Genomic DNA, 26,162 nt, shown 5'->3' with positions numbered 1-26,162 from the left:
ATTTCGCAGGACATCTTTTTCTATGGTCTGGATTGATTACGCCATCATCGGCATCGTCGGTTTCTCTGCTCTCATCAGTCTGGTGCGCGGCTTCGTCAAGGAGGCCATGTCTCTTGTCACCTGGTTCGTCGCCTTCTTTATTGCCAGCCATTTCTATCCCGATCTCGCCGTCTATTTCACCTCCTTCTCCGACGCGCTGGTTCGCAACGGTCTGGCCATCGCGGCGCTGTTTGTGGCGACCCTGATCCTCGGCAGCGTGGTGAACTACGTGGTGGGCCTGTTGGTGGACAAGACGGGTCTCTCCGGTACCGATCGGGTGCTGGGGGTCTGCTTCGGTGCAATTCGCGGGGTGCTGATCGTCAGTGCCCTGCTTTTTTTCATGGATACCTTCACCAGCCTCTCCCAGAGCGACTGGTGGGTGGCGTCCAAGCTGGTGCCGGAGTTCAAGCCGGTGATCCAGTGGTTTTTCGGGTTCATGTTGAACTCATCCAGTTTTCTTAAACAGGTATAGTGACTTCGAGGTAGCAAAGACATGTGTGGTATTGTCGGTATAGTTGGCACCACCCCCGTCAATCAGGCCCTCTACGACGCCTTGACGGTGTTGCAGCACAGGGGACAGGATGCCGCCGGGATCGTGACCATTGATAGTGGAAATTTCCGGCAACGCAAGGCCAATGGCCTGGTGAAGGACGTGTTTGAAGTGCGCCACATGCAGCGTCTGCAAGGGAACATCGGCATAGGTCATGTCAGATATCCCACAGCAGGCAGCTCAAGTGCCGCTGAAGCCCAACCTTTTTATGTGAACTCACCCTACGGCATGGTGCTGGCCCATAACGGCAACCTCACCAACGCCAAGGAGCTCAAGGAGCAGCAGTTCAAGGTCGCCCGCCGTCACATCAATACCACCTCCGACTCGGAAGTGTTGCTGAACGTGCTGGCCCACGAGCTGGATCGATGTGACAAGATGGCCCTGCGCCCCGAAGATATCTTCGCCGCGGTGCGCAGAACCCATCAGCAGATCCGCGGTGCATATGCGGTGGTCTCGCTGGTGATTGGCCATGGTCTCATCGGTTTTCGTGATCCCAACGGCATTCGCCCGCTGATCCTCGGTCGTCGTCAGGACGAGCAGGGCCAGGTGGAGTACATGCTCGCCTCCGAGAGCGTGGCGCTCGACGCCATCGGTTTCGAGACGGTGCGGGATATTGCGCCGGGTGAAGCCATCTACATCACCGAGCAGGGCCAGCTCTTCTCCGAGCAGTGTGCGGAGAACCCGCAGATGAGCTCCTGCATCTTCGAATATGTCTACTTCGCTCGTCCCGATTCGTGCATCGACAAGGTCTCGGTCTACGCCGCCCGCCTCAACATGGGTCGCAAGCTGGGTCAGAAGATTGCCCGTGAGTGGGAGGATCTCGACGTCGATGTGGTTATCCCCATCCCCGAGACCTCCTGTGACGTGGCGCTGGAGATCGCTCACACCCTGGATCTGCCATACCGTCAGGGCTTCGTGAAGAACCGCTACATCGGCCGTACCTTCATCATGCCGGGCCAGACCCAGCGCAAGAAGTCGGTGCGTCGCAAACTCAACGCCATCAGCTCCGAATTCAAGGGCAAGAAGGTGTTGCTGGTGGATGATTCCATCGTGCGTGGTACCACGTCCGAGCAGATCATCCAGATGGCCCGTGAAGCAGGGGCAGCCAAGGTCTACTTCGCCTCGGCGGCGCCGGAAATTCGCTTCCCCAACGTCTATGGCATCGATATGCCCACCGCCAACGAGCTGATCGCCCACGGCCGTGAAGTGGAAGAGGTGTGCAAGCTGATTGGCGCTGACGGTCTGATTTTCCAGGATCTGGAAGATCTGGAATCGGCTGTGCGGGAGATCAACCCGGATCTGCGTCACTTCGAGACCTCGGTCTTCAATGGCCACTACGTCACCTCCGACGTGGACCAGTCCTATCTGGATCACCTCAACGCCCTGCGCAACGATGACACCAAAGCGGTGCGTGAGTGGCAGGAAGGCACCAGCAATCTGGAAATTTTTAACGAAGGCAGTTAAACGTTTGCGGTTTTGCCGGATGAGATAGCGAGATGGGGGCCAGTGGCCCCCATTGTCGTTTTTGCCTCACACCGGCAGAAGGGGTAGGGGGTATCTGTTTGAAAAACATCCGTTTATCTTGCCGGATATGGGCATGGCCAGCGGGATCCGCTAGCATAGGCGGCAACATATATGATCGATACGCTTTTAAGAGACGAGAGTTCAGATGGATGATCTGCTAGCCCCCGTGCGCCAGTTCTTGCAGTGCGAAACCCCTGACGAGTGGGTGGAGATGGCGCGGGATCCTGCCCGTTTGCCAACCCTGCTCATCGATCACGCCAACTGCGAGACCAAGGCTGCACTCACTGCACACAGTCTGGTGCGCCGCTACTGCCTGCCCAAGGGCAAGCGTCATCTGCTGCCCAAGCTGGAGTTCTATCGCGAGCTGGACGCCATTCCGGAGAAGGCCGAGATCCTAGGCAAACGCAGCATGGGGGAGTCTGATCGCACCGTCTTTGCCGAGCTGGAGCGCAATCCGCTGCTGTTTCCCATGGTGCGTCTCATTCAGGAGGAACTGCATCACTTCGAGCAGGTGCTGGAGATCATGCAGGCCCGCGGCATCGAATACGGGCCGGTGACGGCCTCCCGCTATGCCCGCCAGTTGATGCAGCATGTGCGCACCCATGAGCCGGCCACCATAGTCGACAAGATGATCATCGGCGCCTATATCGAGGCCCGCTCCTGCGAGCGTTTTGCCAAGCTGGCGCCCCATCTGGACGAAGAGCTGAGCCGCTTCTATGTCTCTTTGCTGCGCTCCGAAGCGCGCCACTATCAGGATTACCTGAGCCTGGCCGAACAGTACGCAGGGGAGGATATCAGCGAGCGGGTGGCCTTCTTTGGCAAGTTGGAAGCCGAGCTAATCTGCTCGCCGGATCCGCAGTTCCGGTTTCATAGCGGCCTGCCTGTCACATCTGACAGTTGTTGACGCACAGGGGGCAAACTACTATTGCCCTGTTCCTACTACGAGCGACAAGTAGTTACTTTTGAGCGCAATTCCCGGCCCTGAGCCGGGATCTTTTTTTCTGTCGTACCTCCTTCCTGCTTTTGGCGCTCTATGCTGAATCCCTGGCTATTTTTGCGTCTTCCCCTTGCGATGAAATCCTGTTCGATCAGCCGGTTATTGTGGTGATAAAGTGCTCATTCAGGTGGCTCACCCTTGTAGAAATGGGCGAAACCGTGTACTTTTTTGCCTTCGCAAGATTTGAATAACCAATCAATAGGAGCGTGTATGCGCATTGTTCTGTTGGGGGCTCCGGGCGCCGGCAAAGGTACCCAGGCTCAGTTCATCATGGAAAAACACGGTATTCCCCAGATCTCCACCGGCGACATGCTGCGTGCGGCGATCAAAGCGGGCACCGAGCTCGGTCTGAAAGCCAAAGCTGTGATGGACGCAGGTCAGCTGGTCTCTGACGACATCATCATCGGTCTGGTGAAAGAGCGCATCGCTCAGCCGGACTGCGCCAAAGGCTTCCTGTTGGACGGTTTCCCGCGCACCATTCCCCAGGCGCAAGCCATGAAGGACGCCGGTGTCGTGGTTGATTTCGTGCTGGAGTTCGATGTGCCGGACGAAGAGATCGTCAAGCGCATGAGCGGCCGTCGCGTTCACTCCGGCTCCGGCCGTACCTACCACGTGGTGTTCAACCCGCCGAAAGTGGAAGGCAAGGATGACGTGACCGGTGAAGATCTGGTGATCCGCGCCGACGACGAAGAGACCACAGTACGCAAGCGTCTGGATGTATATCATCAGCAGACCGCGCCGCTGATCGGTTTCTACGGCAAAGAGGCGGAAGCGGGCCACACCCGTTACGTCAAGATCGACGGCACCCAGCCGGTTGATCTGGTCAGCAAGCAGCTTGCCACCATTCTGGGCTGATCTTTGCTGCCGGCACTGTTTCCCGTGCCATCAGATAAATAAAGAGAAGGGCCCTGTCGGGCCCTTTTTGCATAATGACAGATAGACAGGAAGCCAACGTGACCACGAAAACCGGAATATTGCTGGTCAATCTGGGTACCCCAGCCGCACCGACCACCGCTGCCGTCAAAGCGTTCCTCAGCCAGTTCCTGCACGATCCCCGTGTGGTGGACCTGCCCCGTTACCTCTGGTGTCCGCTGCTCCACTTCATCATCTTGCCGACGCGCTCGCCCAAAGTGGCCAAGCTCTATCAGCAGGTGTGGACCGAGCAGGGCTCGCCGCTGATGGTGATAAGCAAGCAGCAGCGTGCTGCGCTGGAGCAGGAGCTCAAGCGGGAGGGCGTCGATGTGCCGGTGGAGCTGGCGATGACCTATGGTTCCCCGTCAGTGAATGATGGCTGGCAGGCGCTCAAGGCCAAAGGGGTCAACCGGGTGATCCTGTTGCCGCTCTATCCGCAATATTCGGTCAGTACCACCGCCTCGGTCTTCGATGCCTGGGGCAAGGCGATGAAGAGAGAACGCAATCTGCCGGTGGTACGGCTCATTCGTGATTATCACGCCCACCCCGAATACATTCAGGCGCTGGCCATGAGCGTGCGCCGTCACTGGGAGCAGCACGGTCAGGGTGATCACCTGCTGATGTCGTTCCACGGCATTCCCGAGCGCTACGAGAACGAAGGGGACCCCTATGGTCACCAGTGTCGCCATACCGCCAGCTTGCTGGCCGAGGCGCTCGGGCTGGAGGCCGGGCAGTGGACGGCCAGTTTCCAGTCCCGCTTTGGCAAGGAGGAGTGGCTCAAGCCCTACACAGACGTGACCATCGCCGGTATGCCAGCTGCGGGTATCAAGCGGCTCGATGTGATTTGTCCTGCCTTTGCCGCCGACTGCCTCGAAACCCTCGAGGAAATTCAGGTACAGAATCGGGAGATCTTCATGGAGGCCGGTGGCGAGCGGTTTGAATATATTCCGGCCCTCAACAGCGATCAGGCCCACATCAGGATGATGGTCTCGCTCATCTGCCGCGAATTGGCATGAGTGACCGGCAGTCAGTCAAACAAGGAGTCGAGTCATGGTACATATCACGCTGATCTACGCAGGCCTGCTTGGGCTGCTGTTTCTGGGGCTCTCCTTCTGGGTGGTCAAACGCCGCGCCCAGTTCGGGGTGATGATAGGGCAGGGGGAGGCCCCCGAGCTGCTGGCGGCGATCCGGGCCCACGGTAATTTTGCCGAGTATGTGCCGCTGACCCTGCTGCTGATGGCGCTGTGCGAGCTATCCGGTGCCGGTGCGCTTTGGCTGCATGCCGGTGGCGCCATGCTGTTGGTCGGCCGCATCCTGCATGCCATTGGCATCCAGATCCCCAAAGCCCCCAATGTGCCCCGTTTTCTGGGCACCTTGCTGTTCTGGCTAGCCCTCGGCCTCTTCTCGCTGCTGGCCCTGTTGCAGGGGATGGCGGCCGCCTGAAAACAGGCGCTTTTTTATGCTAGGGAACCACCTCGGACGGGGTGGTTTTTTTATGGTGAAAAGGCAAACGTTTTTCCTTGCAAGCCTTGTCTATACTGACTCCATTATTTAAACAGGGCGACTTTTCGGGGCGGCGGATTGTGTTAAAATCCCGCCCCTCTTTCCCCCAGAGCACAGAACATTGCCATGAAATTTCCCGGTCAGCGCAAGTCCAAACACTACTTCCCTGTCGACAGACGCGATCCCCTGGTTCCGCAAAATCCCCTGTTAACCGAGCTGGGCAAAGCCTACGTGGTCGGGATTGATCAGACCCTGGTTGATATTGAAGCCCATGTGGATGAAGACTTTCTGACCCGTTATGGTCTGAGCAAGGGGCACTCCGTCGTCATCAACGACGACGTGGCCGAACGGATTTATGACGAGCTCAAGGCCAACAACATGGTAGTGAGCGAGTTTGCCGGTGGCACCATCGGCAACACGGTACACAACTACTCGGTACTGGCCGATTCCCACTCCATCCTGCTGGGTGTGATGAGTCAGGATATTCGCATCGGCTGCTACGCCTACCGTTATCTGTGCAACACCTCTTCCCGCGTCAATCTGGACTATCTGCAGCCGGTTGATGGCCCCATCGGTCGTTGCTTCACCTTCATCACCGAGTGCGGCGAGCGCAGCTTCGGTATCAACGCCGGCAAGATGAACCAGCTGGATGTGCAGCACATTCCGGAGGATGTGATCAAAGGGGCGTCTGCCCTGGTGATCACCGCCTATCTGGTACGTGGTGACGATGGTGATCCGATGAAAGAGGCGGCCATGACCGCGGTGCGTTATGCCCGCGAGGCCGGTATTCCCGTGGTGCTGACCCTGGGCACCCGTTTCGTCATCGACGAAAACCCCCAGTGGTGGCGAGACTTCATTGCCGAAAACGTCACTGTGCTGGCGATGAACGAAGACGAAGGTGAAGCCCTGACCGGCATCGCAGATCCGCTCGGTGCGGCCGACAAGGCGCTGGATTGGGCCGATATGGTGCTCTGTACTGCTGGCCCCATCGGCCTCTACATGGCGAGTTATACCGACGAGGACTACAAGCGCGAGACCACTCATACCCTGTTGCCGGGCGTTATCCCCGAGTTCAACATGTATGAGTTCAGCCGCCCGATGGCCCGCGCCAAGTGCCGTAAACCGGCCCGCATCTACTCCCACATCTCCCCGTACATGGGTGGCCCGGAGAAGATCAAGAACACCAACGGGGCAGGGGATGGCGCACTTTCCGCTGTGCTGCACGACATGGTGGCCAACTCTTATCACCGGATGAATGTGCCCAACTCCGCCAAGCACATCTCCGAGTTCCTGACTTACTCCTCACTGGCCCAGGTGTGCAAATACGCCAACCGCGTCAGCTACGAGGTGTTGGCCCAGAGCAGCCCCCGTCTCTCCCGCGGTTTGCCGGAGAAAGAGGACAGCCTGGAAGAGGTTTACTGGGAGCGTTGATCTCCTGAATCTGCAAGACGCCTCCATCGGGAGGCGTTTTTGCAGGCAAATGGGAGTTATCCCGGCTTTTTTCCCGGAATAACCCCAATATGCTTGAGTCCATGTCACTTTTGCGACACCATTTGGCCATCGTATTGTCGCCCGACAATGCCGCAGCACCCGAAAGAAAGAGAGAACCCCATGAGCATGCTTAACGACAACCTTGACGCCAATTTCCAACTGTTTATCGAACAAGTCCGCGAGTCGGGTCAGGTGTGGGGTCTGCGCTATGGGGAAGACTGGGTCGTCTGTCGCTCCGCCGAATTTGAAGATGCCGACGTGATGCCGCTCTGGTCTGCCGAAGAGGACGCTCGTCTGCACTGTGTTGACGAGTGGGCCGATTACGAGCCGGAAGTAATCGATCTGGAAGAGTTTCTCGATATCTGGATCAACGATCTGGATGAAGATGATGTACTGGTTGGCCCGAACTGGAACGCCGATCTGGAAGGTCAGGAGCTCGAACCCATCGAGCTGGCCAAGGCACTGGTTGAACTGGACGCCTGAAAGCGCCTCCATTGATGGCATGAACGCACAGGCCATCGGGACAAAGACCGGCATCCGCGAAGGTGCCGGTCTTTTTTATGGTCGAATGGCCCGATTGATGAGTTAAAAGCCGATTTGCCTTTGCACCTGTCAGGGGGATGGTCCATCATCAACCTTTTGCCAAGGGAGGAGCGCCATGTTTGTATTCGACGTAACGGGAGCTGCGGGTGAGAAGGCCAGCATTCGGGTGCAGGCGCTGGATTGGGCGCAAGCCGGACCAGTGACCTTCCAGTGCGATGATGATCAGCTGGCGGTCGTGCTCCTGAGCGGTTGTCGTTGCGATGCGGTGGGCTTTTTCAACCTGTTGGCGGGGTGCAAACCGCTCTATATCGAGCAGTGGCTCAGCTATCTGCAGGAGAGTGGTCGCATTGGCAAGTGGAGCCACCAGACCGAGAGTCCCGCCGATGGGGACTATCTGGCCAGAGCCGGTCTGGAGCACGATGAGCTCAATACCCTGCTTGGCCAGGTCTATCAGGTGGCGGGGTTCAATCGCCTGCAAATCAACCGTTACCTCAAAAATCGCCACAACCCCACCACGCTGGCGACCCGTTACGATCAGAAAGAGCTGGAGCGCTATCGCCAGCTCAATGACATCATTCTGACCCTGTTGAAGCTGAAGCATCCTCAGTAAAGAGCCCCAGCTGGCTGATATCCGGTCGCAGCGGTTGCGGCCGGGCGATCAGATAGCCCTGCAAGCCATCCACATACATCCCCTGCAGCAGCTGTTTCTGGCCAAGCTGTTCTACCCCCTCAGCAATCACCTGACATCCCATCCGATGTGATACATCGACGATCATCCGCACAAACTGCTGGTTGGTCTGATCCTGCTCCAGCCCGGTAATAAGGGCAGGATCCAGCTTGATGTAGTCGGGCTTGAGCTCGCGAAACAGGGTAAAGGAGCCGATCCCCTTGCCGAAATTGGCGATCGCCGAGCGGCTGCCGTTGCGGCGCAGCAGTTCAAATACCCGCTTGGCACCGGTCAGATTGCGTTCCAGATGCTCTTCATCCAGCTCGAACACCAGATTGGCGCTGGTATTGGGATCTTTGAGCAACTGGCGGTCAAGCCAGATCAGGAAGGCGCTGTTTTGCAGCAGGTTGGGGGAGAGATTGACTCCCCAGCGACTCTGATTGGCACCAAAAGCCCGGTATTGACGCATTATATGAACAATCACCAGTTGCTCCAGCCGCATCACCATATCGAGCCGCTGGGCCATGGCAAACAGGGTGTCGGTGGGCAGGGCGGTACCATCGCTGCCGCTGAAACGGGTGTAGATTTCGTTGTAGGCCAGCATGCTGCGGTGCAGGGGCTGGATTGGCTGATAGGTGAAGCTGAGTCGCTCCTGTGCCAGCACTTCAGTCAGCACCTCGCGCCAGTGATGCTGTCCCTGCAGATCGGAGACGTTGTCATCCTGCTGGATGGCCCAGCCATTGATGGTTTCGGTCTGGGCGCGTGCCAGCGCCAAATCCGCCCTGGCCAGCACGGCTTCGATTTTCTGGCCGCTGCTGAGCTTGGTCAACCCCGAGTAACCTGTGCTCTCCAGCTCGTGTTGAGCCTGATAGTGATCGAAAGCCACTTTCAAATCCTGTCCCAGCAGATGGGGGGGAATATTGGCCACCGGTTGCACCAGCACGGCGAAATCAGCCCCCGAAATGCGATAGACCTGATTGCCCGGGAAGCGGCTCACCACCCGCTTGATAAGGGCCGCCATGTCCTTGATGTAGGCATCACCAGACTGGAAGCCGCGCTGGGCGTTGATCTTGCCAAGCTCGGTGGCGCGGATCAGCACCAGACTTGCGGTCTGGGTGTCCTGATCCCGCTGCAGCAACTCGGTCATGTCGCGGCGAAAGGCGTGGCGGTTGAGTAGTTGAGTCAGCTCGTCGGTGGTGGCCAGATTGCTCAGTTCGGTCAGCTGACGATGGGCACTCTGTTCGGCACTCTCGAACTGCTCCAGCAGCTGTTGCAGCACTTCCCGGGAGGCGGGCTCATCAAGCAGTGAGGGATCCCGGCTCCTGATGGCCTTGACCCAGGTGAGCTCCTGATGCTGGACCATGCCGTCCATGGTGCGCATGGCCAGCATTAACAACAGGATCATGCCGAGCAGTGTGGTGGCCAGAATAACTGTCAGAGTGAGCGGTGTGCTCTGAAGGGCCAACCAAACTGCTTGCAGGAGCAGCAGGGGTATGGTCACTATGGTGGCGATCATGAAGAGGGGGCGTCCAAGCTTGTGAACCATCTTTTTATCCTTGAAGTGGCTGCTTTATGAGGGAATTTTAACCAAGCTTGCGGTGCAAAGCATGCTATTCCTCGCAACTCGGTGAAAAGGGTCAATTGAAATCGGTTAAATGTGAGTGAAACCACTTTCACAGGTACCGAAACAGGCGAAGATGAGTTGAAAACAGATCAAACAAGGCAGAGGTAAATCATGTTGTTAGAGCCAGAAAATAGTGCCAAAGCACGACAATTGTTGAACCAGAGTATGGCACTGGTGCTGGCAGGTGGACGTGGCAGTCGCCTAAAGCAGTTGACTGACAACCGAGCCAAGCCTGCCGTCCATTTCGGTGGCAAATTCCGGATCATCGACTTTGTGCTCTCCAACTGTATCAACTCGGGGATCCGCCGGGTTGGTGTAGTCACCCAATACAAATCTCACAGCCTGCTGCGTCACCTGCAATCGGGCTGGTCCTTCCTGCGTTACCAGATGAACGAATTCATCGACCTGCTCCCTGCCCAGCAACGGGTGGACGAGGTGCACTGGTATCGCGGTACCGCCGATGCCATCTATCAGAACGTCGATATCATCCGTGACTATGGCCCCAAATACCTGGTGGTGCTGGCAGGGGATCACATCTACAAGATGGATTACGCCGCCATGCTGCTCGACCATGTGCGCCTTGGCGCCAAGGTGACGGTAGCCTGCATCGAAGTGCCGCGGGCCGAGGCCTCTGCTTTCGGCATCATGGATATTGACGAGCAGCGCAAGATCCGCGCCTTCGTCGAAAAACCGGCCAATCCGCCCGCCATGCCGGGTTGCGAAGATCGCTCGCTGGCCTCCATGGGGATCTATATCTTCGAGGCGGAGTACCTCTACCAACTGCTGGAGGAGGACATTCACAATCAGGACTCCAAACACGACTTCGGGATGGATGTGATTCCCCGCATCGTGGAGGAGGGGCTGGCATTTGCTCACCCCTTCAACATGTCCTGTGTCGGCGCGCGCGAGGGGCAAAAGCCCTACTGGCGTGACGTGGGTACGCTGGACTCGTTCTGGGAAGCGAACATGGATCTCGCTTCCGTGGTGCCCGAGCTCGATATCTACGATCAGAACTGGCCTATCTGGACCAGCCAGACCCTGACGCCTCCGGCCAAGTTTGTGCAGGACCGCAATGGCCAGCACGGCATGACCATCAACTCCATGTTTGCGGGCGGGACCATTGTCAGCGGGTCGTTCGTGCTCAACTCGGTGCTCTTTACCAATGTGCGGGTGCACTCTTTCTGTACCCTGGATCAGGCCATCATCTTCCCCGGGGTCGAGATCGGCGCCGGTTGCCGTCTGCGCCGGGTGGTGGTGGACAAGGGATGTGTGCTGCCAGATGGGTTGGTGGTGGGTGAAAACGCCGATGAGGATAGCCGCCGCTTCTACCGCTCCGAGCAGGGAATTGTGCTGGTGACCAAGGAGATGCTGGACAAGCTGGTTTGAGGAAGGCCCTTGAAACTGTGTCAGACGCTGTAATGCAAAGGGAGCCAAACTTGCTCCCTTTTTCATGCTGGTGAATGGCGAGGATTATTCGCTAACCACCGCTTTGGCGGCCATCACCATGGCTGTGCCGTGCTTGCCACCTGCGGCGGTCACTTGCGGTACACCATCTTCATCGGTGTCGCTGCCGGCACCTTCGATGATGTTCTCGCCGGAGTCACCGATCCACTCGGCCATCTGCATGCCACCGTTGACGGTGCCACGGAACCAGCTGACGTACTGACCGGTCAGCTTGGCCAGCTCCAGCTCGGGCGCCTTCTCGGCCCCTTCGTTGCGCAGGTTCAGCATGGCAGAGCGCAGGGCGCCGGAGATGGCAGCCTGGGTCCAGGGGGTGTATTCACCCTGTTTACCCGCCAGCCAGGTGCCCGCTTTGGCATTGAAGTAGGCTTTGTCGGTAGCGATAAACAGCTCGCGGGCGGCAGTGCGGTACTTGGCATCGGAGGTTGCGAGGAACGCAGCCGTCAGACCACGGATGGCGGCGAACTGCGCATCGATGGAGTGGCCGGCATCGAGCTTGCCACCCAGGGTGATGCCGTCATGCACCAGACCATTTTTGCCCTTGAGGTTGGCAAGGATGAAATCGGCCTGCTTGCGGATCAAGTCGAGCGCCTCTTGACCCTGCTTGGTCTTGAGGTTCAGCTCGCCATTGTCACCGGCGGCGTAACCGACCGGCAGCGCATCCTGAGCGCGCTGGAAGATCTGCAGGGCGACCAGTGCGTAAGCGGCGTCAAAGGTGGTGACGTGTTTGCCCTGTTTGCCTGCCTGCCAGCTGTCGACCAGGGTGCCAGCCTTGGTATCAAAGTGCAGGGCTGCCAGGTTCTTGAAGGTGAGGTTGGAGAGATTGATCGCCAGCGAGAAGGCATCGCTGCCCGCGACCGCTTTCCCCAGGTCATTGGTCTTGTTGGCAGCCGGTGCGGCGGCAAACGGCGCACCGTCAAACACGGCGTGGAAGGCCGGGTTCTGGTTGGTGTTGGCGCTGCGCTGATCGCTGAAGGCATAGAACTCGGAGAGCGGCCACAGCATCATCCAGGCATCGCGCAGCTGGGCGGAACCATCCACCACCTCCAGCTTGCCGATGGCACCGGCATCGTTGTTGCTGGTTTCGGTCACTTTCACCTGATGGGGGAAGTAGACAACGCCCTTGGCCGGATCGTACTGCGGGGTGATTTTGGCGCCCAGTTGCTTGCCATCGAAGCCAAGCTGGTTCTGCATGATGGCCAGCTTGTCGATGGACTGCTCGGTCAGCATCATGCCGTTGAAGCCATCGGCGGCAGAGACGCCCAGCTTGTGCTTGCCATCCTGATCCATGGTGGCGGAGGCGGCTTCTACCTCTTCATCGGTCTCGGCCACGTGCATGCCGCCGAGGAAGTCCTGGGACCACATCACCTCTTTGAGCAGGATACCGCCCACCGCTGCGGGCACCAGCAGGTTGTCGCTGCCGCTCCAGCGCAGGGTGCTGTAGTCGCGGAAGTAGGCGGGCACCTGGGTCTTGACGGTTTTCTCGGTCCCTTTGGCGGTCTTGATGGTGATCTGATCGCCATTGACAGGGGTGGCGTTGACGGCCTGGGCAAACTCCGGATTGGCGGAGGCGTAGGGCAGGGAGAGGGGATACATGCCCTGCGGCACTTCATCAGCCGGGAAGCCAACGGCATCGGCCATGGCCAACACCCGTTGCCCCAGAGAGGCCATGGTGCCGCCACGGGCCAGGTTTTGCGGCCCGTTCACCAGATGAGGGCCCATGCCGGATTGGTAGTTGAGGGCGTACATCGCCTCTTCGGAGTATTCGTAGGATTCGATGCCGGCGGCGAAGTCGAACGGGGTCGGCTCATCGGCACGGTTGGCATCCAGCACATCCAGATCCAGCCCCAGCGCTTCGGCAAGCGGCTCACCGGAGAGCTCGAATTCGGTATAGGCCAGCATGTTGGCGGCGGTATTGAATGTCTTGTCTTCGAGTTTGACGGCAGCGTGTGCTGCGCCGCTGATCAGTGCGCAGGCGATCGCCTGAACCAGTACGGTTTTTCTCATGTCCCTTCTCACCATTGGTTTTATTATTGACGCTTCTCATGACGAATCTAAATGAGAATGGTCTGCATTATGCTGTGTTGGCGGGGACTTGAGAAGTAAAAAACCGCCCCATTCGGCTGCACGTTGAACCGGATGTGCGCTGTCGAAGAGGACGGTTATCTGTTTATTGCGATGAAAGTGCCGGTGCGGCGGCGATCAGAGCAGCTTGAACGGGATGACCAGACGGCCTGGCTCTACCTTGAGGGCTTCGACCTTCTCCTTGAGCCTGGCTTCGTTCTTGCGGCTGCTGTCGAGGCGGTAGACCGGGGTCTGCGACAGGAACAGGGAGAGCGACTGATTGAAGGTGGGTAGCAGCGGGGTGAGGGCGGCCCCGATATCGGCCGGCTCGGTCTTGACCGAGAGCAGCTCAAGATCGCGCAGATAGATGGCACCCTGATCGGCCACATAGTCCGGGCGTGCGCTCAAAGCAAAGCGGATCTTCATCTGCTGGCTGCCAAGGGGGCTGCTCACCTGCAGGTCGCCAGCGGCGTCCAGCTCGATGCGATCTGCTTGTTTGCGGCCGATACGGCTCTGCATCTCGTCCAGGCGGATCTTGCTCGACATGATGCCGGGGATCCCCAGCTGCTTTTCAAAAGAGACCTGATCTTTGAGGTACTGGTTGATTTCGGCCTCGCTGACATTGTACTGGGTCAGGGAGCAGGCCCCCAGCAGCAGGGCAAGGGGGAGTAACAACAACTGTTTCAACATGATGGATTCCGCTTGGGCAACTATGATGGCGCTATCTTACGCGATAACGGGCGTGGAATGAGAGCCTCATACCGTGGGAAATCACGGACTTGCTGCATTCCCGATTGTTTTTTGGCAACCGCCGGGTTCATCATCGACGGGTGAACGAAATAGGGCTGAGCTGTTGCTTCGGGTGGGGTCTACACCTTAAGCAGGGAGAAAGAGAACAGAAAGCGAGAAGAGCACAGAGAACGAGGAGAGCGTAATGGTTCGGATGGGCAAGATTGGCCGCAGGGCGCTGCTGTGGCTTGGCTGCATGATGGGACTCTGGAGCCCATCGCTGTGGGCCGAGGTGAAAGTGATCCCGGTCTTCGAGGCGCAGGCGGCGGTGCAGACCCTCAAGGAGATCTATCCCCAGCTTGGGGTCAGCGCCATGGGTAATCAGCTGGTGCTGAGCGGGACGCCAGCCCAGCTGCAGGAGGCCGAAGCCACGCTGGCGCAGATCAACCAGCCACCGCAAAGCCTGCTTATCGAGTGGCGGGTGGATGGGCTTTCCAGCAGTGAACAACTGGGCGGTTCAGTAAGTCGTGACGAGGCCAAGCGGCAATGGCTGGTCGATGGCAACGCCCAGCAGTACCAGCGCAGCCAGAACGACAGCTGGCAGGTGCGCGGGCTGTCGGGTCGTCCCGTGTTGCTGCAGATGGGCTCCTATCAGCCGGTCACCTTCTATCAGTGGAACGAGGGCGCCGTGGTGGGGATGATGCCGCTGGTGAACGGCCTCTATGCCACGGCCACCTTGATTGGCGATCGGGTGCAGATTGCGCTGAGCAGCGAACAGGCGAGGCTGGATCAGGGCACCATCAATCGCGGGCAGAGTGCCACCGAGGTCAGTGGAGCCCCGGGCCAGTGGCTGACAGTGGGGGAGCTCTCAACCAGCTCGGCAGATCAGGGGAGCAGGCTCGGCACCCAGCTACAGGGCGGACGAGGCAGCCAGAGCGAGCGCCAGACCCTGCAGATCCGGGTCACCCGCCAATAAGCAATGTAGTGGTCTAATCATCCCGGACACCATTTTAGGTGGTACAGTCGCCACCATGACCTGAGGTGTTCAATGACAAGATTACGTCGCTCATTTACTGCCGAATTCAAACTCGAAGCCGCATCCCTGGTGCTCGACCAGGGATATTCTGTCCCCGAAGCCAGCTGTTCACTGGATGTCGGTGAAACCGTACTGCGTCGTTGGGTTCAGCAGCTTCAATCCTAACGAATTGGCACTACCCCAATCAGCAAAGCGCTGACTCCGGAGCTGCAGAAAATCCAGGAGCTGGAAGCCCCATCACTCTGGTCTGCTGCGCTTTCGATGTTCCCACCTCCTGCTTTTACGACTATCTGACTCGCAGGCGGACGATTAACCGTGAGCGTATGCAGCAGCGCTCTGAGTTGCGCAGGTTGTTCAAAGAAAGCCGGAACTCAGCGGGCAGCCGCGCCTTGATGTCGATGATGCGAGAGTTGGGGTATCAGATTGGCCGATTCAAAGTACGTAACCTGATGAAGGAAGCCGGGCTGGTATCCAAACAGCCGGGCGCACACCGCTATAAGGTGGCACAGTCTGAACGACCGGATATCCCCAATCTGCTGGCCCGAGAATTTGATGTCCGGCAACCTAATCAGGTGTGGTGTGGCGATATCACCTACGTCTGGGCAGGTGGTCGTTGGCATTACCTGGCAGCGGTGCTTGACCTGCATACCCGGCGGGTTGTGGGGTGGGCGATATCTGAGAAGCCTGATGCAGAGCTGGCCATCAAAGCACTTGAGATGGCGTATCAGCAGCGGGGTTGCCCATCCGGTGTGCTATTTCACTCTGACCAGGGCAGCCAATATGGCAGCCGGGCATTTCGGCAACGACTGTGGCGCTATCGCATGACCCAGAGCATGAGTCGTCGTGGTAACTGCTGGGATAACGCCCCGATGGAGCGATTGTTCAGAAGCCTGAAGTCAGAGTGGCTCCCGGCTATGGGATACATGAGCGTGCGGGAGGCAAAGCGGGATATCAGTTATTACCTGATGGATTACTACAACTGGCGGCGTCCACATCACCACAATAATGGGATACCGCCAGCAAAAGCCGAAGATCGGCCTAACCAAGTGTCCGGATTTAGTTGACCACTACATACCTACTGCCATACAGGGCTTAAAGAAAGGACCACGGATAAGACTACGTCACGAAATCCGCGCTCATCCGCTCCCGCCTGCGCGCTCCATGAGATAAATTTTTTGCAAAAACAGATTCCGGCAATCCCCCCCCTCTCAAGGCGCGTGGTATCTGGGATTCTGTTGTCCAAGACAAACTGAAAGGCATGAAATTTTTTGCAGCAAATCGCATTTTTGAAACGTATCTTTGTGAACGAAAGAAAACATAACCAACTGTTATAAAAGGGAAAAATCAATTTTCCGTGAGCATTCATGCTATCTTGGCATTGACTCCCACATCGGAAGAATCGCAGTAAAATCTATTAAATTCATATAGTTATGATATTTTTCACATAATGAAAAACTGAAAAAATGAACATTTGAACGCGTTGCAAGATGGAGATACCATCACGGATTAAATCTCAAATGGAGCTTCTCATGAAGGCAGCGATAGTAGGAAACATCGGTACTGACCATGATGGCTTTAAGCCGACAAAAATCACTGCAGGCTCACCAGATGTAATGATAGATGGAATGCCCGTAGCGCGTGTCGGCGACCCTTTAGAGCCTCACGACAAGCCAAACAATCCGCCTCATCCACGCGCGATTGATTCAGGGATATCTAACATACTGATTAATGGTAAGCCCATCGCTATGACCGGAGCAGCCATTGACTGCGGTGGTGTTATCATTGGCGACAGCTCCGTTATTGTTGGGAACATGTCAGTTTCCGCAAACAGTCAAAGCTCCGTTGGATTTATCCCCCCATTGTCATTTGATGAACAAATTCAACTGATGGCAGCCGGTAAACCAGTATCAGATTATCCATATTATGCGATAAATGATGCTGGTGAGGTTATCTCTGGCCGAACAGATAGTGCGGGACTAACGAAAAGAATTAAGACACAAAAAGAAGGTGAGTTTGCTATCTATTGGGGAGATGAAGCATTGGCCTTAATTGAGGGAATGATAAGTGCCTAACACTGCATTTAAAATAAGAACCAATGATAAAACAGGCTCAATAAAAACAATTGAGCATATTGTAATAAGCTTTGATAAGTTATGGGATGCTTATCCAACAAGTCGCGTAACACATAAAGACCCTAGTACAGGCAATGATATATTCAGCGATCATTGTGCCATCAATGTTAGCCAAGCATTATACGATAATGGTGTATTAATGAAGTCATTCAGAGGGACTCGCTGTTGGCGTTGCCCAACACCTAGCCCCGAAGGTAAAGGAATTCATGCCATTAGAGCTCAAGAGCTTGCAGATTATCTTGCAAAAAGGCCCTTTGCAGGTTGCCCAGTTGCGACTGTAATGTCTGGTGCTGATTTTGAAGAGAAAATATCAGGAAAACAAGGTATCGTTTTCTTTCAAAATTATTGGCAACGCCCCGGGGAAAGTGGTCGAACAGGAGACCATATTGACCTTTGGAAAAATAACCGGCTGGCAAGCTTAGGTTTTTTTGCTTCACAAATGAGACTAACATTCCCTGATGTTTCAGAACAATATTTATCAATGTCTAATCTGAAACGTGCATCAAAAGTTCTTTTTTGGGACATGTCAGAATGAAGCGTATTATCGTAGTTACCCTCACTTTTTTAGCTTTATTGTTTCTATCGATTGTAACAATCACCAAACCAATGTTTAGTCTATATGAAGAATATATATTAAAGGGTCACTATGTTGGTGAAACATATGCTGCATACTATTTTGATTTCATACTTTATCTGATAACCCCCTTGTGTTTTGTTTTGTCTCTATTGCTTGTGTCTTATTTTTACAGACGAAAAAATAATAAATTGAAGCTATAACATGCCGTTTTTATGAATATGCCCTGCACGAAGAGTAAGACAGTGTGTTGCGTTTTACTCTTCGTGCAGGGTGACAAGCGAAGCGCGGCAGTTGAAAGCCACAGATAGCAAAACCCCGACATGCGGGGTTTTGATTTTTTCTCAATGTGGTCGACGTGTGGACATCGAGTGAAACAAATCCTTTTGTTTCATATGCTTACATCGTTTTTTTAAACGCACCCTCGGGTGCCTTTTTGCTATCTCGAATAACCGTTCAACAGATCGGTTATCAGCTCAGTGACTTGGCGTCCACCTCCCCCGCCAGCAAGCGGGTCACGGGGAAACGCTGCGCGGGATCCTGGCTAAAGAACTGGCTCAGTTGCCGGTATACCGCCGGATAGACCTGCTGCAACCGCAGCGGATCGGTAAAGAAACACTCGCAGCTGACGGCAAAAAACTCGGCGGGATGTTCAGCAGCATAGGGATCGATATCGGTCACTTCGTCCCGGTCGAGCTGCTGGCAGAGCGCATCGAAGGCGGTCTGAAAGGCCTGTTGCCACAGCTGGCTGCTCATCTGCCCCGGCAACGGCGGCGCACCGTCCGCCTCACCACCCAGCATGTCGAGCTTGTGGGCCAGCTCGTGGATCACCAGATTAAAGCCGTCCCAGTCGCCATCCTGCTGCAGTTCGCTCCAGGCCAGCACCAGCGGCCCTTGCGGCCAGGATTCGCCTGCGTTCTCCTCTTCAAACTCGCTCACCAGCCCGAACTCATCCTGCACCTCCTGGCGCCGGGTGACGGGTTCGGGAATGATGATGATTTCGTGAAAGCCGCGATACCAGTCAAGGCCGAGATGAAGAATGGGCAACGCCGCCTGCAGCGCCAGCACCGCCTGTTGACGGCGGCTGAGCTCGACCCCGATCAGGGTCAGGGTCTTGCGCTTGAGCAGCTGTTGCCCCAAGCCAATGAGCGTCGTCTGCTCGGTGTCGCTGAGCCCTTGCAAGATGGGCACAGCCGCCAGCGCCTGACGCCACAGTGCCAACTCATCCTCACTCATGGACGTTTGCGGGCGACCACCCAGCCATTTGAACCATCCCAGCACGCCTACTCCTTCTTTTGATGCAAACAACAGGTCACAACAGTTTAACGAACCGTTTCGGCCGCTCCTGATAATCCTGCGCCAGATAGAAACGGTGGGCCGCCTCGCGCTTGAGGCTGCTGGATAGCTCCAGCTGGGCGCAACCTGCGGCCCGCGCCATCGCTTCGGCTCCCTTGAGCAAGGCTGCGCCCACTCCCGCCCCTCTTGCCCCTTCATCGACAACCAGCGCCGAGATCAGGCCCCAAGCTGGTGCAACATGCAGCGGTGCCAGCTTGTGCCACACCAGCACGCCGACCACCTTGTTGGCCAGAGATGCCAGCAGCACAACGCTCGTGGGATCCTGCGCCAACAGGCGCGCCGTGACGTCAGCGCCTTCGGCAGGATACCCCAATTGGGTGAACAGGTGGGCGATGGCGCTCCCGTCGTCGGCCTCAGGGGGACGGATCGTCAACGTCTCAGGATCATTTTTCATTGTTGGCCTCATGTTTGCTTTCCATTGTGTTACGCCCGTCACATTGTCTGGCGCAGATCAACAAGGAGGATCTCATCTTTACTCATAGAAAACGCTGCCTGCCATTATCCCCCCACCCTTGTCAATTCACAAATTTGCAACAAGGCAACATTTTTCGCTGGGAAGCACCGATACAACTCGATATGTTACAAGCCATGCATGGCGCCTGTTTGCGCTCTGCTTAACCCCTCAACCTCGCGCTCATTTGTTAACTGGATTGTTAACAGACAGGGCCGAAAACAGTGACAGAGAGCGAGGCCAAGATCTCGCCAAGACAGCGCCACAAACACAACAAAGGAGTTGTTGTACATGAATGAAATCGTCAATGCCATCAATGGTGTAATCTGGAGCCCTGCGCTCATCTACCTGTGTCTGGGGGTCGGTCTTTACTTCTCCCTGCGCACCCGTTTTTTGCAACTGCGTCATATGAAAGAGATGGTGCGCCTGATGTTTGATGGCAAGAGCACCGATGCCGGTGTCTCCTCCTTCCAGGCGCTGGCCATGACCCTGGCAGGTCGCGTGGGTACCGGTAACATCGCAGGTGTGGCCACCGCCATCACCTTCGGTGGCCCGGGCGCCCTGTTCTGGATGTGGATGGTCGCCTTCCTCGGCGCCAGCTCTGCTTTCGTGGAGTCCACCCTGGGCCAGGTTTACAAAGAGAAGATCAACGGTGAATACCGCGGCGGCCCGGCCTTCTATATCGAGAAAGGGCTTGGCATGAAGTGGTACGCCTGGACCTTCGCCATCGCCACCGTCTTCGCCTGCGGCGTGCTGCTGCCGGGGGTGCAGGCCAACTCCATCGGCTCCAGCCTGCAGACCGCCTTTAATATCGATCCGAACGTCACTGCCGCCGGTCTGGCGCTGCTGCTCGGCTTTATTATCTTCGGTGGCGTCAAGCGTATCGCCAACTTCGCCAGTACCGTAGTGCCCTTTATGGCGCTGGGCTACATCATCGTGGCTTGCGTCATCATCGCCCTCAATATCGGCCAACTGCCGGGCGTGATCCTGCTGATCTGGAAGAGCGCCTTCGGTCTGGATGCCGGTTTCGGTGCCATTCTGGGTCTGGCCATCATGTGGGGCGTGAAGCGCGGGGTCTACTCCAACGAAGCGGGTCAGGGTACCGGACCGCACGCCTCCTCTGCGGCGGCAGTGAGTCACCCGGCCAAGCAGGGTCTGGTGCAGGCGTTCTCCGTCTATATCGACACCCTGTTCGTCTGCTCCGCTACCGGCTTTATGCTGCTGATCACCGGCCTCTATAACGTACAAGGGCCGGACGGCGCTGCTATCTACACGGGTATTGCCGGTATCGCAGCAGGTCCGGGCTATGTACAGACCGCCATGGAGAGCATGATGCCGGGCTTTGGCAGCATTTTCGTGGCCATCGCGCTGTTCTTCTTCGCGTTCACCACCATCGTTGCCTACTACTACATCGCCGAAACCAACATCGCCTACATCAACCGCAAGATTAATCGCCCCTGGCTCACCTTCTTGCTGAAGATTGCGCTGATGGCTGCCACTGTCTACGGCACCGTCAAGACGGCGGATCTGGCGTGGGGCATGGGTGATATCGGAGTCGGCCTGATGGCATGGCTCAACATCATCGCCATCCTGCTGCTGCAAAAGACCGCCTTCACCTGTCTGAAGGATTATGAAGCGCAGCAAGCACAAGGTATTGACCCCGTATTCCACCCGGAGAAGCTCGGCATCAAGAACGCCGATTACTGGGTGGGCAAACGCTCCGAAGAGAACCTGGAGCGGGAGAAATCGGGCCATCAGTTCGAGCCGGATCAGGATCGCAAGATCTCCTGAACCGACACGAAATAACCGTTCGATAAAAATGGCAGCCTCGGCTGCCATTTTTATTTCTTTAATTTCAATAATTTGCATTCAAATCAAGGAGTTGGGCGCCACATAAGGGGACACTTTGGGACGTGAAAAGACACCAAAATTGGCAAAATGTGGACACTTTTCTCTGCCCATTCCCGGGGAAGATCAAGCTGGTTGAAGATGATTTTCCAACGGGTTGAAGCGGACTGCATCATTCAGATAATCCGGTGCAAAGTGGGCATATGTCATCTTCTGATGAAATATCAAGTGGCCGCCCTCAAACGGTGGAACGCCCCCGTTTATGGATTTCGCGTGTGCGAGGCTCACCACGACGGTACCCCGCACTGGCACCTGCTGCTATTTATGCGCCCGGAAGATCGCAACCGGGTGATCGGCATCCTGCAACGCTATGCCCTGACCGATGATCACGAAGAGCTGGTACGGGATATCAAGGGCGCCCCACCCTTTACCGACTTCACACCCCGCTTTGACTGGAAAGAGATTGATCCGGCCAAGGGGGATGCCGCAGGCTATATCGCCAAATACATTGCCAAGAACATCGACGGCGCCTACCTGGACGATGACGAAGAGGCTGGCACCGCCGCCGATGAGGGCGCCCTGCATGCCGTCGCCTGGGCCAGTTGGTGGGGCATTCGCACCTTTCAGCAGATCGGGGGCGCCCCGGTCGGGGTATGGCGCGAGCTGCGCCGCATCAGCAACGCCAAGAAGCATGCCGAACTGGTTGGCCCACCCAAGCCAGCGCGACAAGACCCACGCTTTGAGGCCGCCCGCTTTGCCGCAGATAACGGCATCTTTCGCTGCTACCTGCACGCCATGGGCGGTGCACTGGCGACCCGCGCCGAACACCCCATCAAGCTGGCCCACCTTATCGAGGAGCAGGCCAACTGCTATGGCGAAGATATCAAGCGCCGGATGGGCATCACCTCCGCTCGCCTTGGCATCAAGACCCGCCTGCAAGGGTGGGAAATTGTGCCTGCCGGTACACATGAAGCCAGGAAAGCCGCCGAGGCAGCAGCGAGGGGGGTTGGGGTTAAGACGGGCGACAGCCCGGCACCTTGGAGCTCTGACAATAACTGTACGCTACCGGATCCTGATGCCTTCGCAGACCAGATCATGAGGGAACAGTGGGGCTTATCACCCTTCTCCATTGACAGATTACGGGCTGGAGCCAGTGTCAGCGCGGACGGTTTCACCCTCTGGCTGGAGAACAGGCAGGTGCAGTCGAGCCGAGCGATACCAAGCGAGCCGGATTGGGGACTCGATGGCCAGCCGCCCGCAGAACAGAGCCAGCTGGATGAATACGCGGTACCAGAGGGGAATGAGGACTGGCCGATGTTGGTCGAGCTGTGTGGCAACGTGTACCAAGCACAAGGCCACGCCGAGACGCATCGCTGGATCGATATGCTGCCGCAGCCCTATCAGTCAGAGATGTGGCGGGTATTGGAGGGGCTGGACGTGCCGGAATGGATGCAGGAACAGGACGACTACAGCGAGGAGTGGGTATGAACAACAAACAGCCCGTCAGCCGCAAAGAGTACCGCCGCCTGGATAATCGGGTGACTTGCATTCTCCAGCAGCGCTGGCCAGCCAACGAGATCAGCCAGTGGGTGGGGATGCTCAAGGGAAAACAGCAGTCCGTGGTCTGCGCTATCCTGCGCAGCTGGCAAAGGTAGTTATCGTCTCCGAGGAGACGACCCCGTATCAGACCAGTGTGAACATTCCCACCTTACAGATGTACAAAGCAAATTGCCGCCCAGTTGGCTGCCGTCATATTGTAGACAGCCCCCCCACCTGGGACCATAGACCAGAACGGCACCATTCGATGCACCAACACAGGTAGCCCCCTATGGATTCGCCGAGCAGTATCATGGACAGAACCAATCTGGGAGCAGTAAAAAATTAAATTACATGTTCACCCCGGACAAATTCCAAATCCTAACTAACAACTAAACAAAGATACATAAGAAAAACGAACAAAAAAGACCCAGCGCCCTACCCAAAAGCCATATCTCTTTACTTGAAACGGTAGCAAGGCTACCATCTTCGTTCTGCATTCACTCTATGGTTATTTAATATGCAAGAGACCACATTACTTACATGTCCATTAAGAGGCCCACTTTCTATTGCCAAACTTGCAAAAGATGGCCTTACAATATCAGAAGAAGCCCATAGGATTGATTTTATCAAATTCTTGCTGAATAGAGGATATGATAAAAAGCATATTGAAGTTGAAACTGTTGTCATTAAAAACCTTGGGGAATCAGGGCGTAATAAACTTCGCGCTGATGTTATTGTTTATAATTGCCCCGTAGGAAATATATCCGCAGACTCTATGGAGCAGAAGTTAAAAAAAATAATTCTTGTCGCTGAAATCAAAAGGGAATCATCCAAGAAAAATAGTGGCGTAAACCATCAACTCAAGCCAGCAATGATGCAGTTGCCTAACATGGATGTTATTGGTGTTTATTGGGATGACATATCAAGAACTCTTTTAGTTAAAGAGTTGAAAGAAAAAAATGGTGAAAAGTACATAGATATATCAGAGGACTCTCTGGAGAACCTCCCTAGCTTCAATCAAAAATATAAAGTAAAACCAATCACATGGAATAATTTAAGTCCTGCTGAAAATCTTGTTTCAATACTACTTAAAGTAGCAAATATAATGCGCTCACATGGTGTTAATGATGAGCAACTTCGTTATAAAGAGACTGTAAAGCTTATACTTGCAAGATATTGTGATGAGAGAGAAGCAAAATCATCACCGAAGCAAGAGTTGTCACTTCAAGTATTAAAAGGTTCAGATTCTGGATTTAATGACCGCATAGAAAAAATTTATCAAGCATCAGCTAGAAGATATAGTAAAGCAAAAACTCTTTTTCATCCATTTAAAGTATCAGAGCTAGAGGAAAGGACACTTAGAGAGTGCATTAAGTTAATTCAAGGAATTAGATTCACAGATGCATCCAGCGAAGCTATGCAACAAGTTTTTATGTCCTTTGTTCCATCTGTTTTTAAGAAAAACTTAGATCAGTTTTTCACGCCACAAAGCCTAATAAAAACAATGGTTCACATGGCAAACATTGGACCAAATGATTCAATTTGTGATCCTGCCATGGGAACTGCTGATTTTTTAATCATCAGCCCTTGAATACCGCACAAGTCAAGGAGATGATGATATAGTTCAACGAATTTATGGTGCTGATGTTGATCCTAAGGCATATGACCTTGCAATCATTAATATGATTTTACACAAGGATGGGCAAAGCAATTTAAAAAATATAGATACTATAGAGCATCATGAACTATGGAAGAACCAAATTGATGTAGCTCTTTGTAACCCTCCATTCGGAGCTCAAAGCGTAGAAAAAAGAACCTCTACTCTTTTAAACTATGATCTTGGCCATATTTGGAGCAAGCTTGATGATGGCTCCTGGATAAAAACAGAGGATGTTAGAGATTCACAACAACTAGGAATACTGTTTATTGAGCGCTGTGTTAAAATGCTACCATATGGCGGTAGATTAGCAATTATTTTACCTGAAGGTTATCTATGCACTTCCTCTTATGGATATGTTAGGAAATGGTTACTTGATAACCTTAGAATTATATCTCTTGTAGAATTACCAAGAAGAATATTTACTAAATCAGATGCGGACTTAAGATCCAATATATTAGTTGCCCAAAAACTCACTCCACAAGAGCTTAAAATGGCAATGGAAATGGATTATCCAATTCATAGTGAAATAGTAAAGAAAGTAGGCTACAAGCTTGGTAAAGGCTTCACTAATATAGTGAAGCGAGATTCTGACACAGGACTGGAATTAAGAGATTATGATAACAAGCCAGTTATTGACTCAGATTTTGAGGGCATTCGAGAGCGTTTTACCAAGTTTACAAATAAGTTTAAGTGGGATCAGAAGGTTGATTTACAGCCTATAGTTGATTCTAGCTGGCAAGGTGCGAAAATTTCAGATGTAATTAACCATCCGAGTTTAGATTTAAAGCCAAGAAGATTAACTCCCAAGGCTCTAATAAATAAGAAGATTGTATCTAGCGGAAATCCTGTCCGCCTAGGTGACATTGCTGAAATTGTCACTGATACAATAGACCTATCTGAATATGTCAGTGAGGAATTTAGATTAGTTGAAGGGACTGATATTCGCGCAATCGAAGGCATAGTTAGCCCTCAATTTCCACAAAAGGGCTGGGAAGTCATGGAGAAAAAATCCAAGAATGCTTTCAGGATACGAAAACACGATATAATTATTGGACTAGTTCGTCCTGAGAGGAGAAATATAGGCATATGTCTTGATGATGGCCCAAATATTATTGGAACACCCGATGGCATCGCTGTAGTTAGAATAAAGGAACAGTTAAAAGAGCAGTTTCCTTTAGGGTGGGTATTCCAAAAACTTAGATCTGAGGAAAGCCGCATCCAATTTTGGACTGAGTCAGGAGGAACAAGTTACGGCAAGCTAACAAATGAACATATATCAAATGTTATAATTCGCAACGAATCTAAACAAGAGATTGACACTGTAAACAAAACTGTCAATGAGTGGCTTGATGCATATTCAAAAATTTTCTCTCTATGGGAAAGTATTGGGACAGTAAGAGATAGGACTCCAATAATCAATTCGCCAATATTTGGGTTGGAGCCGCTGGATTTTGAGTAGGCA

At 54.7% G+C, this 26,162-nt stretch carries 21 protein-coding genes and 3 pseudogenes; 19 read left to right on the top strand and 5 right to left on the bottom strand.

Going from position 1 to position 26,162, the window contains the following annotated elements:
- The first annotated feature begins 22 nt into the window (after positions 1 to 22).
- The 9 genes from G5195_RS04720 (at position 23) to G5195_RS04680 (ending at position 8,169) form a co-directional block, all read left to right on the top strand.
- Complete coding sequence (locus G5195_RS04720; protein ID WP_005337086.1) at positions 23 to 511, top strand: CvpA family protein; 489 nt, start codon at positions 23 to 25, stop codon at positions 509 to 511.
- Positions 512 to 532: 21 nt separating this feature from the next.
- Positions 533 to 2,053: an amidophosphoribosyltransferase gene (purF, locus tag G5195_RS04715; protein WP_158113146.1), complete on the top strand. Its 1,521-nt coding sequence runs from the start codon at positions 533 to 535 to the stop codon at positions 2,051 to 2,053.
- Between the two features lie 205 nt (positions 2,054 to 2,258).
- Positions 2,259 to 3,017: a tRNA isopentenyl-2-thiomethyl-A-37 hydroxylase MiaE gene (miaE, locus tag G5195_RS04710; RefSeq protein ID WP_005346385.1), complete on the top strand. Its 759-nt coding sequence runs from the start codon at positions 2,259 to 2,261 to the stop codon at positions 3,015 to 3,017.
- A 303-nt stretch (positions 3,018 to 3,320) separates the two neighbouring features.
- Entirely contained in the window at positions 3,321 to 3,965 is a 645-nt protein-coding gene (adk, locus tag G5195_RS04705; protein ID WP_005337083.1) for an adenylate kinase, read from the top strand.
- Between the two features lie 98 nt (positions 3,966 to 4,063).
- Positions 4,064 to 5,038: a ferrochelatase gene (hemH, locus tag G5195_RS04700; protein WP_042080404.1), complete on the top strand. Its 975-nt coding sequence runs from the start codon at positions 4,064 to 4,066 to the stop codon at positions 5,036 to 5,038.
- A 34-nt stretch (positions 5,039 to 5,072) separates the two neighbouring features.
- Positions 5,073 to 5,465, top strand: a complete 393-nt coding sequence (locus G5195_RS04695; RefSeq protein ID WP_064336267.1) for an MAPEG family protein — start codon at positions 5,073 to 5,075, stop codon at positions 5,463 to 5,465.
- Between the two features lie 186 nt (positions 5,466 to 5,651).
- Positions 5,652 to 6,956 (top strand): inosine/guanosine kinase, encoded by a 1,305-nt coding sequence (locus tag G5195_RS04690; protein WP_005337079.1) that lies wholly within the window; start codon positions 5,652 to 5,654, stop codon positions 6,954 to 6,956.
- A 180-nt stretch (positions 6,957 to 7,136) separates the two neighbouring features.
- On the top strand, positions 7,137 to 7,499 hold the full coding sequence (locus G5195_RS04685) for a DUF2750 domain-containing protein (protein ID WP_005337077.1): 363 nt from the start codon (positions 7,137 to 7,139) through the stop codon (positions 7,497 to 7,499).
- A gap of 175 nt (positions 7,500 to 7,674) precedes the next feature.
- Positions 7,675 to 8,169 carry a hypothetical protein gene (locus G5195_RS04680; RefSeq protein ID WP_042055706.1) on the top strand — a complete coding sequence of 165 codons (495 nt, stop codon included), beginning with the start codon at positions 7,675 to 7,677 and terminating at the stop codon, positions 8,167 to 8,169.
- Here the strand turns inward: G5195_RS04680 and G5195_RS04675 are convergent.
- Complete coding sequence (locus tag G5195_RS04675; RefSeq protein WP_421209174.1) at positions 8,132 to 9,772, bottom strand: EAL domain-containing protein; 1,641 nt, start codon at positions 9,770 to 9,772, stop codon at positions 8,132 to 8,134. The two genes, G5195_RS04680 and G5195_RS04675, sit on opposite strands and share 38 nt — an antisense overlap.
- A gap of 189 nt (positions 9,773 to 9,961) precedes the next feature.
- Between G5195_RS04675 and glgC the strand changes: the two genes are divergently transcribed.
- Positions 9,962 to 11,236: a glucose-1-phosphate adenylyltransferase gene (gene glgC, locus G5195_RS04670; RefSeq protein WP_421221576.1), complete on the top strand. Its 1,275-nt coding sequence runs from the start codon at positions 9,962 to 9,964 to the stop codon at positions 11,234 to 11,236.
- 84 nt (positions 11,237 to 11,320) lie between these two features.
- On the opposite strand, the gene G5195_RS04665 is transcribed toward glgC, so the two are convergent.
- Positions 11,321 to 13,318, bottom strand: coding sequence for a hypothetical protein (locus tag G5195_RS04665; protein ID WP_421235898.1), 1,998 nt, complete (start codon positions 13,316 to 13,318; stop codon positions 11,321 to 11,323).
- 195 nt (positions 13,319 to 13,513) lie between these two features.
- Positions 13,514 to 14,065 carry a lipoprotein gene (locus tag G5195_RS04660; protein WP_421221574.1) on the bottom strand — a complete coding sequence of 184 codons (552 nt, stop codon included), beginning with the start codon at positions 14,063 to 14,065 and terminating at the stop codon, positions 13,514 to 13,516.
- Between the two features lie 295 nt (positions 14,066 to 14,360).
- Between G5195_RS04660 and G5195_RS04655 the strand changes: the two genes are divergently transcribed.
- The 4 genes and pseudogenes from G5195_RS04655 (at position 14,361) to G5195_RS04640 (ending at position 17,807) form a co-directional block, all read left to right on the top strand.
- Positions 14,361 to 15,080: a hypothetical protein gene (locus tag G5195_RS04655; protein ID WP_421221654.1), complete on the top strand. Its 720-nt coding sequence runs from the start codon at positions 14,361 to 14,363 to the stop codon at positions 15,078 to 15,080.
- A gap of 72 nt (positions 15,081 to 15,152) precedes the next feature.
- Positions 15,153 to 16,204, top strand: a pseudogene (locus G5195_RS04650) (IS3 family transposase).
- A gap of 465 nt (positions 16,205 to 16,669) precedes the next feature.
- Positions 16,670 to 17,212 (top strand): type VI secretion system PAAR protein, encoded by a 543-nt coding sequence (locus tag G5195_RS04645; RefSeq protein ID WP_421221565.1) that lies wholly within the window; start codon positions 16,670 to 16,672, stop codon positions 17,210 to 17,212.
- Complete coding sequence (locus tag G5195_RS04640) at positions 17,205 to 17,807, top strand: type VI secretion system amidase effector protein Tae4 (RefSeq protein ID WP_421221564.1); 603 nt, start codon at positions 17,205 to 17,207, stop codon at positions 17,805 to 17,807. Before G5195_RS04645 ends, G5195_RS04640 begins: the two co-directional genes overlap by 8 nt.
- Before the next feature lie 510 nt (positions 17,808 to 18,317).
- On the opposite strand, the gene G5195_RS04635 is transcribed toward G5195_RS04640, so the two are convergent.
- Positions 18,318 to 19,082, bottom strand: a complete 765-nt coding sequence (locus G5195_RS04635) for a zinc-dependent peptidase (RefSeq protein ID WP_227343061.1) — start codon at positions 19,080 to 19,082, stop codon at positions 18,318 to 18,320.
- A gap of 76 nt (positions 19,083 to 19,158) precedes the next feature.
- Entirely contained in the window at positions 19,159 to 19,596 is a 438-nt protein-coding gene (locus G5195_RS04630; RefSeq protein WP_227340687.1) for a GNAT family N-acetyltransferase, read from the bottom strand.
- Between the two features lie 348 nt (positions 19,597 to 19,944).
- On the opposite strand from G5195_RS04630, the gene G5195_RS04625 reads away from it, so the two are divergent.
- From G5195_RS04625 to G5195_RS04605, 5 genes and pseudogenes are all read left to right on the top strand, one after another.
- On the top strand, positions 19,945 to 21,444 hold the full coding sequence (locus G5195_RS04625) for an alanine/glycine:cation symporter family protein (protein WP_100645999.1): 1,500 nt from the start codon (positions 19,945 to 19,947) through the stop codon (positions 21,442 to 21,444).
- 288 nt (positions 21,445 to 21,732) lie between these two features.
- Positions 21,733 to 22,989: pseudogene (locus G5195_RS04620) on the top strand (replication endonuclease); the annotation flags it as partial.
- Complete coding sequence (locus G5195_RS04615) at positions 22,986 to 23,156, top strand: hypothetical protein (RefSeq protein ID WP_323904799.1); 171 nt, start codon at positions 22,986 to 22,988, stop codon at positions 23,154 to 23,156. The pseudogene G5195_RS04620 and the gene G5195_RS04615, both read left to right, overlap by 4 nt.
- 401 nt (positions 23,157 to 23,557) lie before the next feature.
- Positions 23,558 to 24,631: an N-6 DNA methylase gene (locus G5195_RS04610; protein WP_421235897.1), complete on the top strand. Its 1,074-nt coding sequence runs from the start codon at positions 23,558 to 23,560 to the stop codon at positions 24,629 to 24,631.
- 22 nt (positions 24,632 to 24,653) lie between these two features.
- Positions 24,654 to 26,159, top strand: a pseudogene (locus tag G5195_RS04605) (HsdM family class I SAM-dependent methyltransferase); the annotation flags it as partial.
- Positions 26,160 to 26,162: the final 3 nt, after the last annotated feature.

Source organism: Aeromonas sp. 601039, from assembly GCF_049174415.1.
Classification (GTDB): Bacteria; Pseudomonadota; Gammaproteobacteria; order Enterobacterales; family Aeromonadaceae; genus Aeromonas; species Aeromonas veronii_A.
The sequence above is the reverse complement of the archived record's forward strand: the minus strand, read 5'-3'. Positions and strand labels throughout refer to the sequence as shown.

What these genes read in the sequence shown, in the direction of transcription:
- G5195_RS04720 (WP_005337086.1), top strand. Translation starts at nt 23, where the DNA reads ATGGTCTGGATTGATTACGCCATCATCGGCATCGTCGGTTTCTCTGCT.
- purF (WP_158113146.1), top strand. Translation starts at nt 533, where the DNA reads ATGTGTGGTATTGTCGGTATAGTTGGCACCACCCCCGTCAATCAGGCC.
- miaE (WP_005346385.1), top strand. Translation starts at nt 2,259, where the DNA reads ATGGATGATCTGCTAGCCCCCGTGCGCCAGTTCTTGCAGTGCGAAACC.
- adk (WP_005337083.1), top strand. Translation starts at nt 3,321, where the DNA reads ATGCGCATTGTTCTGTTGGGGGCTCCGGGCGCCGGCAAAGGTACCCAG.
- G5195_RS04695 (WP_064336267.1), top strand. Translation starts at nt 5,073, where the DNA reads ATGGTACATATCACGCTGATCTACGCAGGCCTGCTTGGGCTGCTGTTT.
- G5195_RS04690 (WP_005337079.1), top strand. Translation starts at nt 5,652, where the DNA reads ATGAAATTTCCCGGTCAGCGCAAGTCCAAACACTACTTCCCTGTCGAC.
- G5195_RS04685 (WP_005337077.1), top strand. Translation starts at nt 7,137, where the DNA reads ATGAGCATGCTTAACGACAACCTTGACGCCAATTTCCAACTGTTTATC.
- G5195_RS04680 (WP_042055706.1), top strand. Translation starts at nt 7,675, where the DNA reads ATGTTTGTATTCGACGTAACGGGAGCTGCGGGTGAGAAGGCCAGCATT.
- G5195_RS04675 (WP_421209174.1), bottom strand. Translation starts at nt 9,772, where the DNA reads ATGGTTCACAAGCTTGGACGCCCCCTCTTCATGATCGCCACCATAGTG.
- glgC (WP_421221576.1), top strand. Translation starts at nt 9,962, where the DNA reads ATGTTGTTAGAGCCAGAAAATAGTGCCAAAGCACGACAATTGTTGAAC.
- G5195_RS04665 (WP_421235898.1), bottom strand. Translation starts at nt 13,318, where the DNA reads ATGAGAAAAACCGTACTGGTTCAGGCGATCGCCTGCGCACTGATCAGC.
- G5195_RS04660 (WP_421221574.1), bottom strand. Translation starts at nt 14,065, where the DNA reads ATGTTGAAACAGTTGTTGTTACTCCCCCTTGCCCTGCTGCTGGGGGCC.
- G5195_RS04655 (WP_421221654.1), top strand. Translation starts at nt 14,361, where the DNA reads ATGATGGGACTCTGGAGCCCATCGCTGTGGGCCGAGGTGAAAGTGATC.
- G5195_RS04645 (WP_421221565.1), top strand. Translation starts at nt 16,670, where the DNA reads ATGAAGGCAGCGATAGTAGGAAACATCGGTACTGACCATGATGGCTTT.
- G5195_RS04635 (WP_227343061.1), bottom strand. Translation starts at nt 19,082, where the DNA reads ATGAGTGAGGATGAGTTGGCACTGTGGCGTCAGGCGCTGGCGGCTGTG.
- G5195_RS04630 (WP_227340687.1), bottom strand. Translation starts at nt 19,596, where the DNA reads ATGAAAAATGATCCTGAGACGTTGACGATCCGTCCCCCTGAGGCCGAC.
- G5195_RS04625 (WP_100645999.1), top strand. Translation starts at nt 19,945, where the DNA reads ATGAATGAAATCGTCAATGCCATCAATGGTGTAATCTGGAGCCCTGCG.
- G5195_RS04615 (WP_323904799.1), top strand. Translation starts at nt 22,986, where the DNA reads ATGAACAACAAACAGCCCGTCAGCCGCAAAGAGTACCGCCGCCTGGAT.
- G5195_RS04610 (WP_421235897.1), top strand. Translation starts at nt 23,558, where the DNA reads ATGCAAGAGACCACATTACTTACATGTCCATTAAGAGGCCCACTTTCT.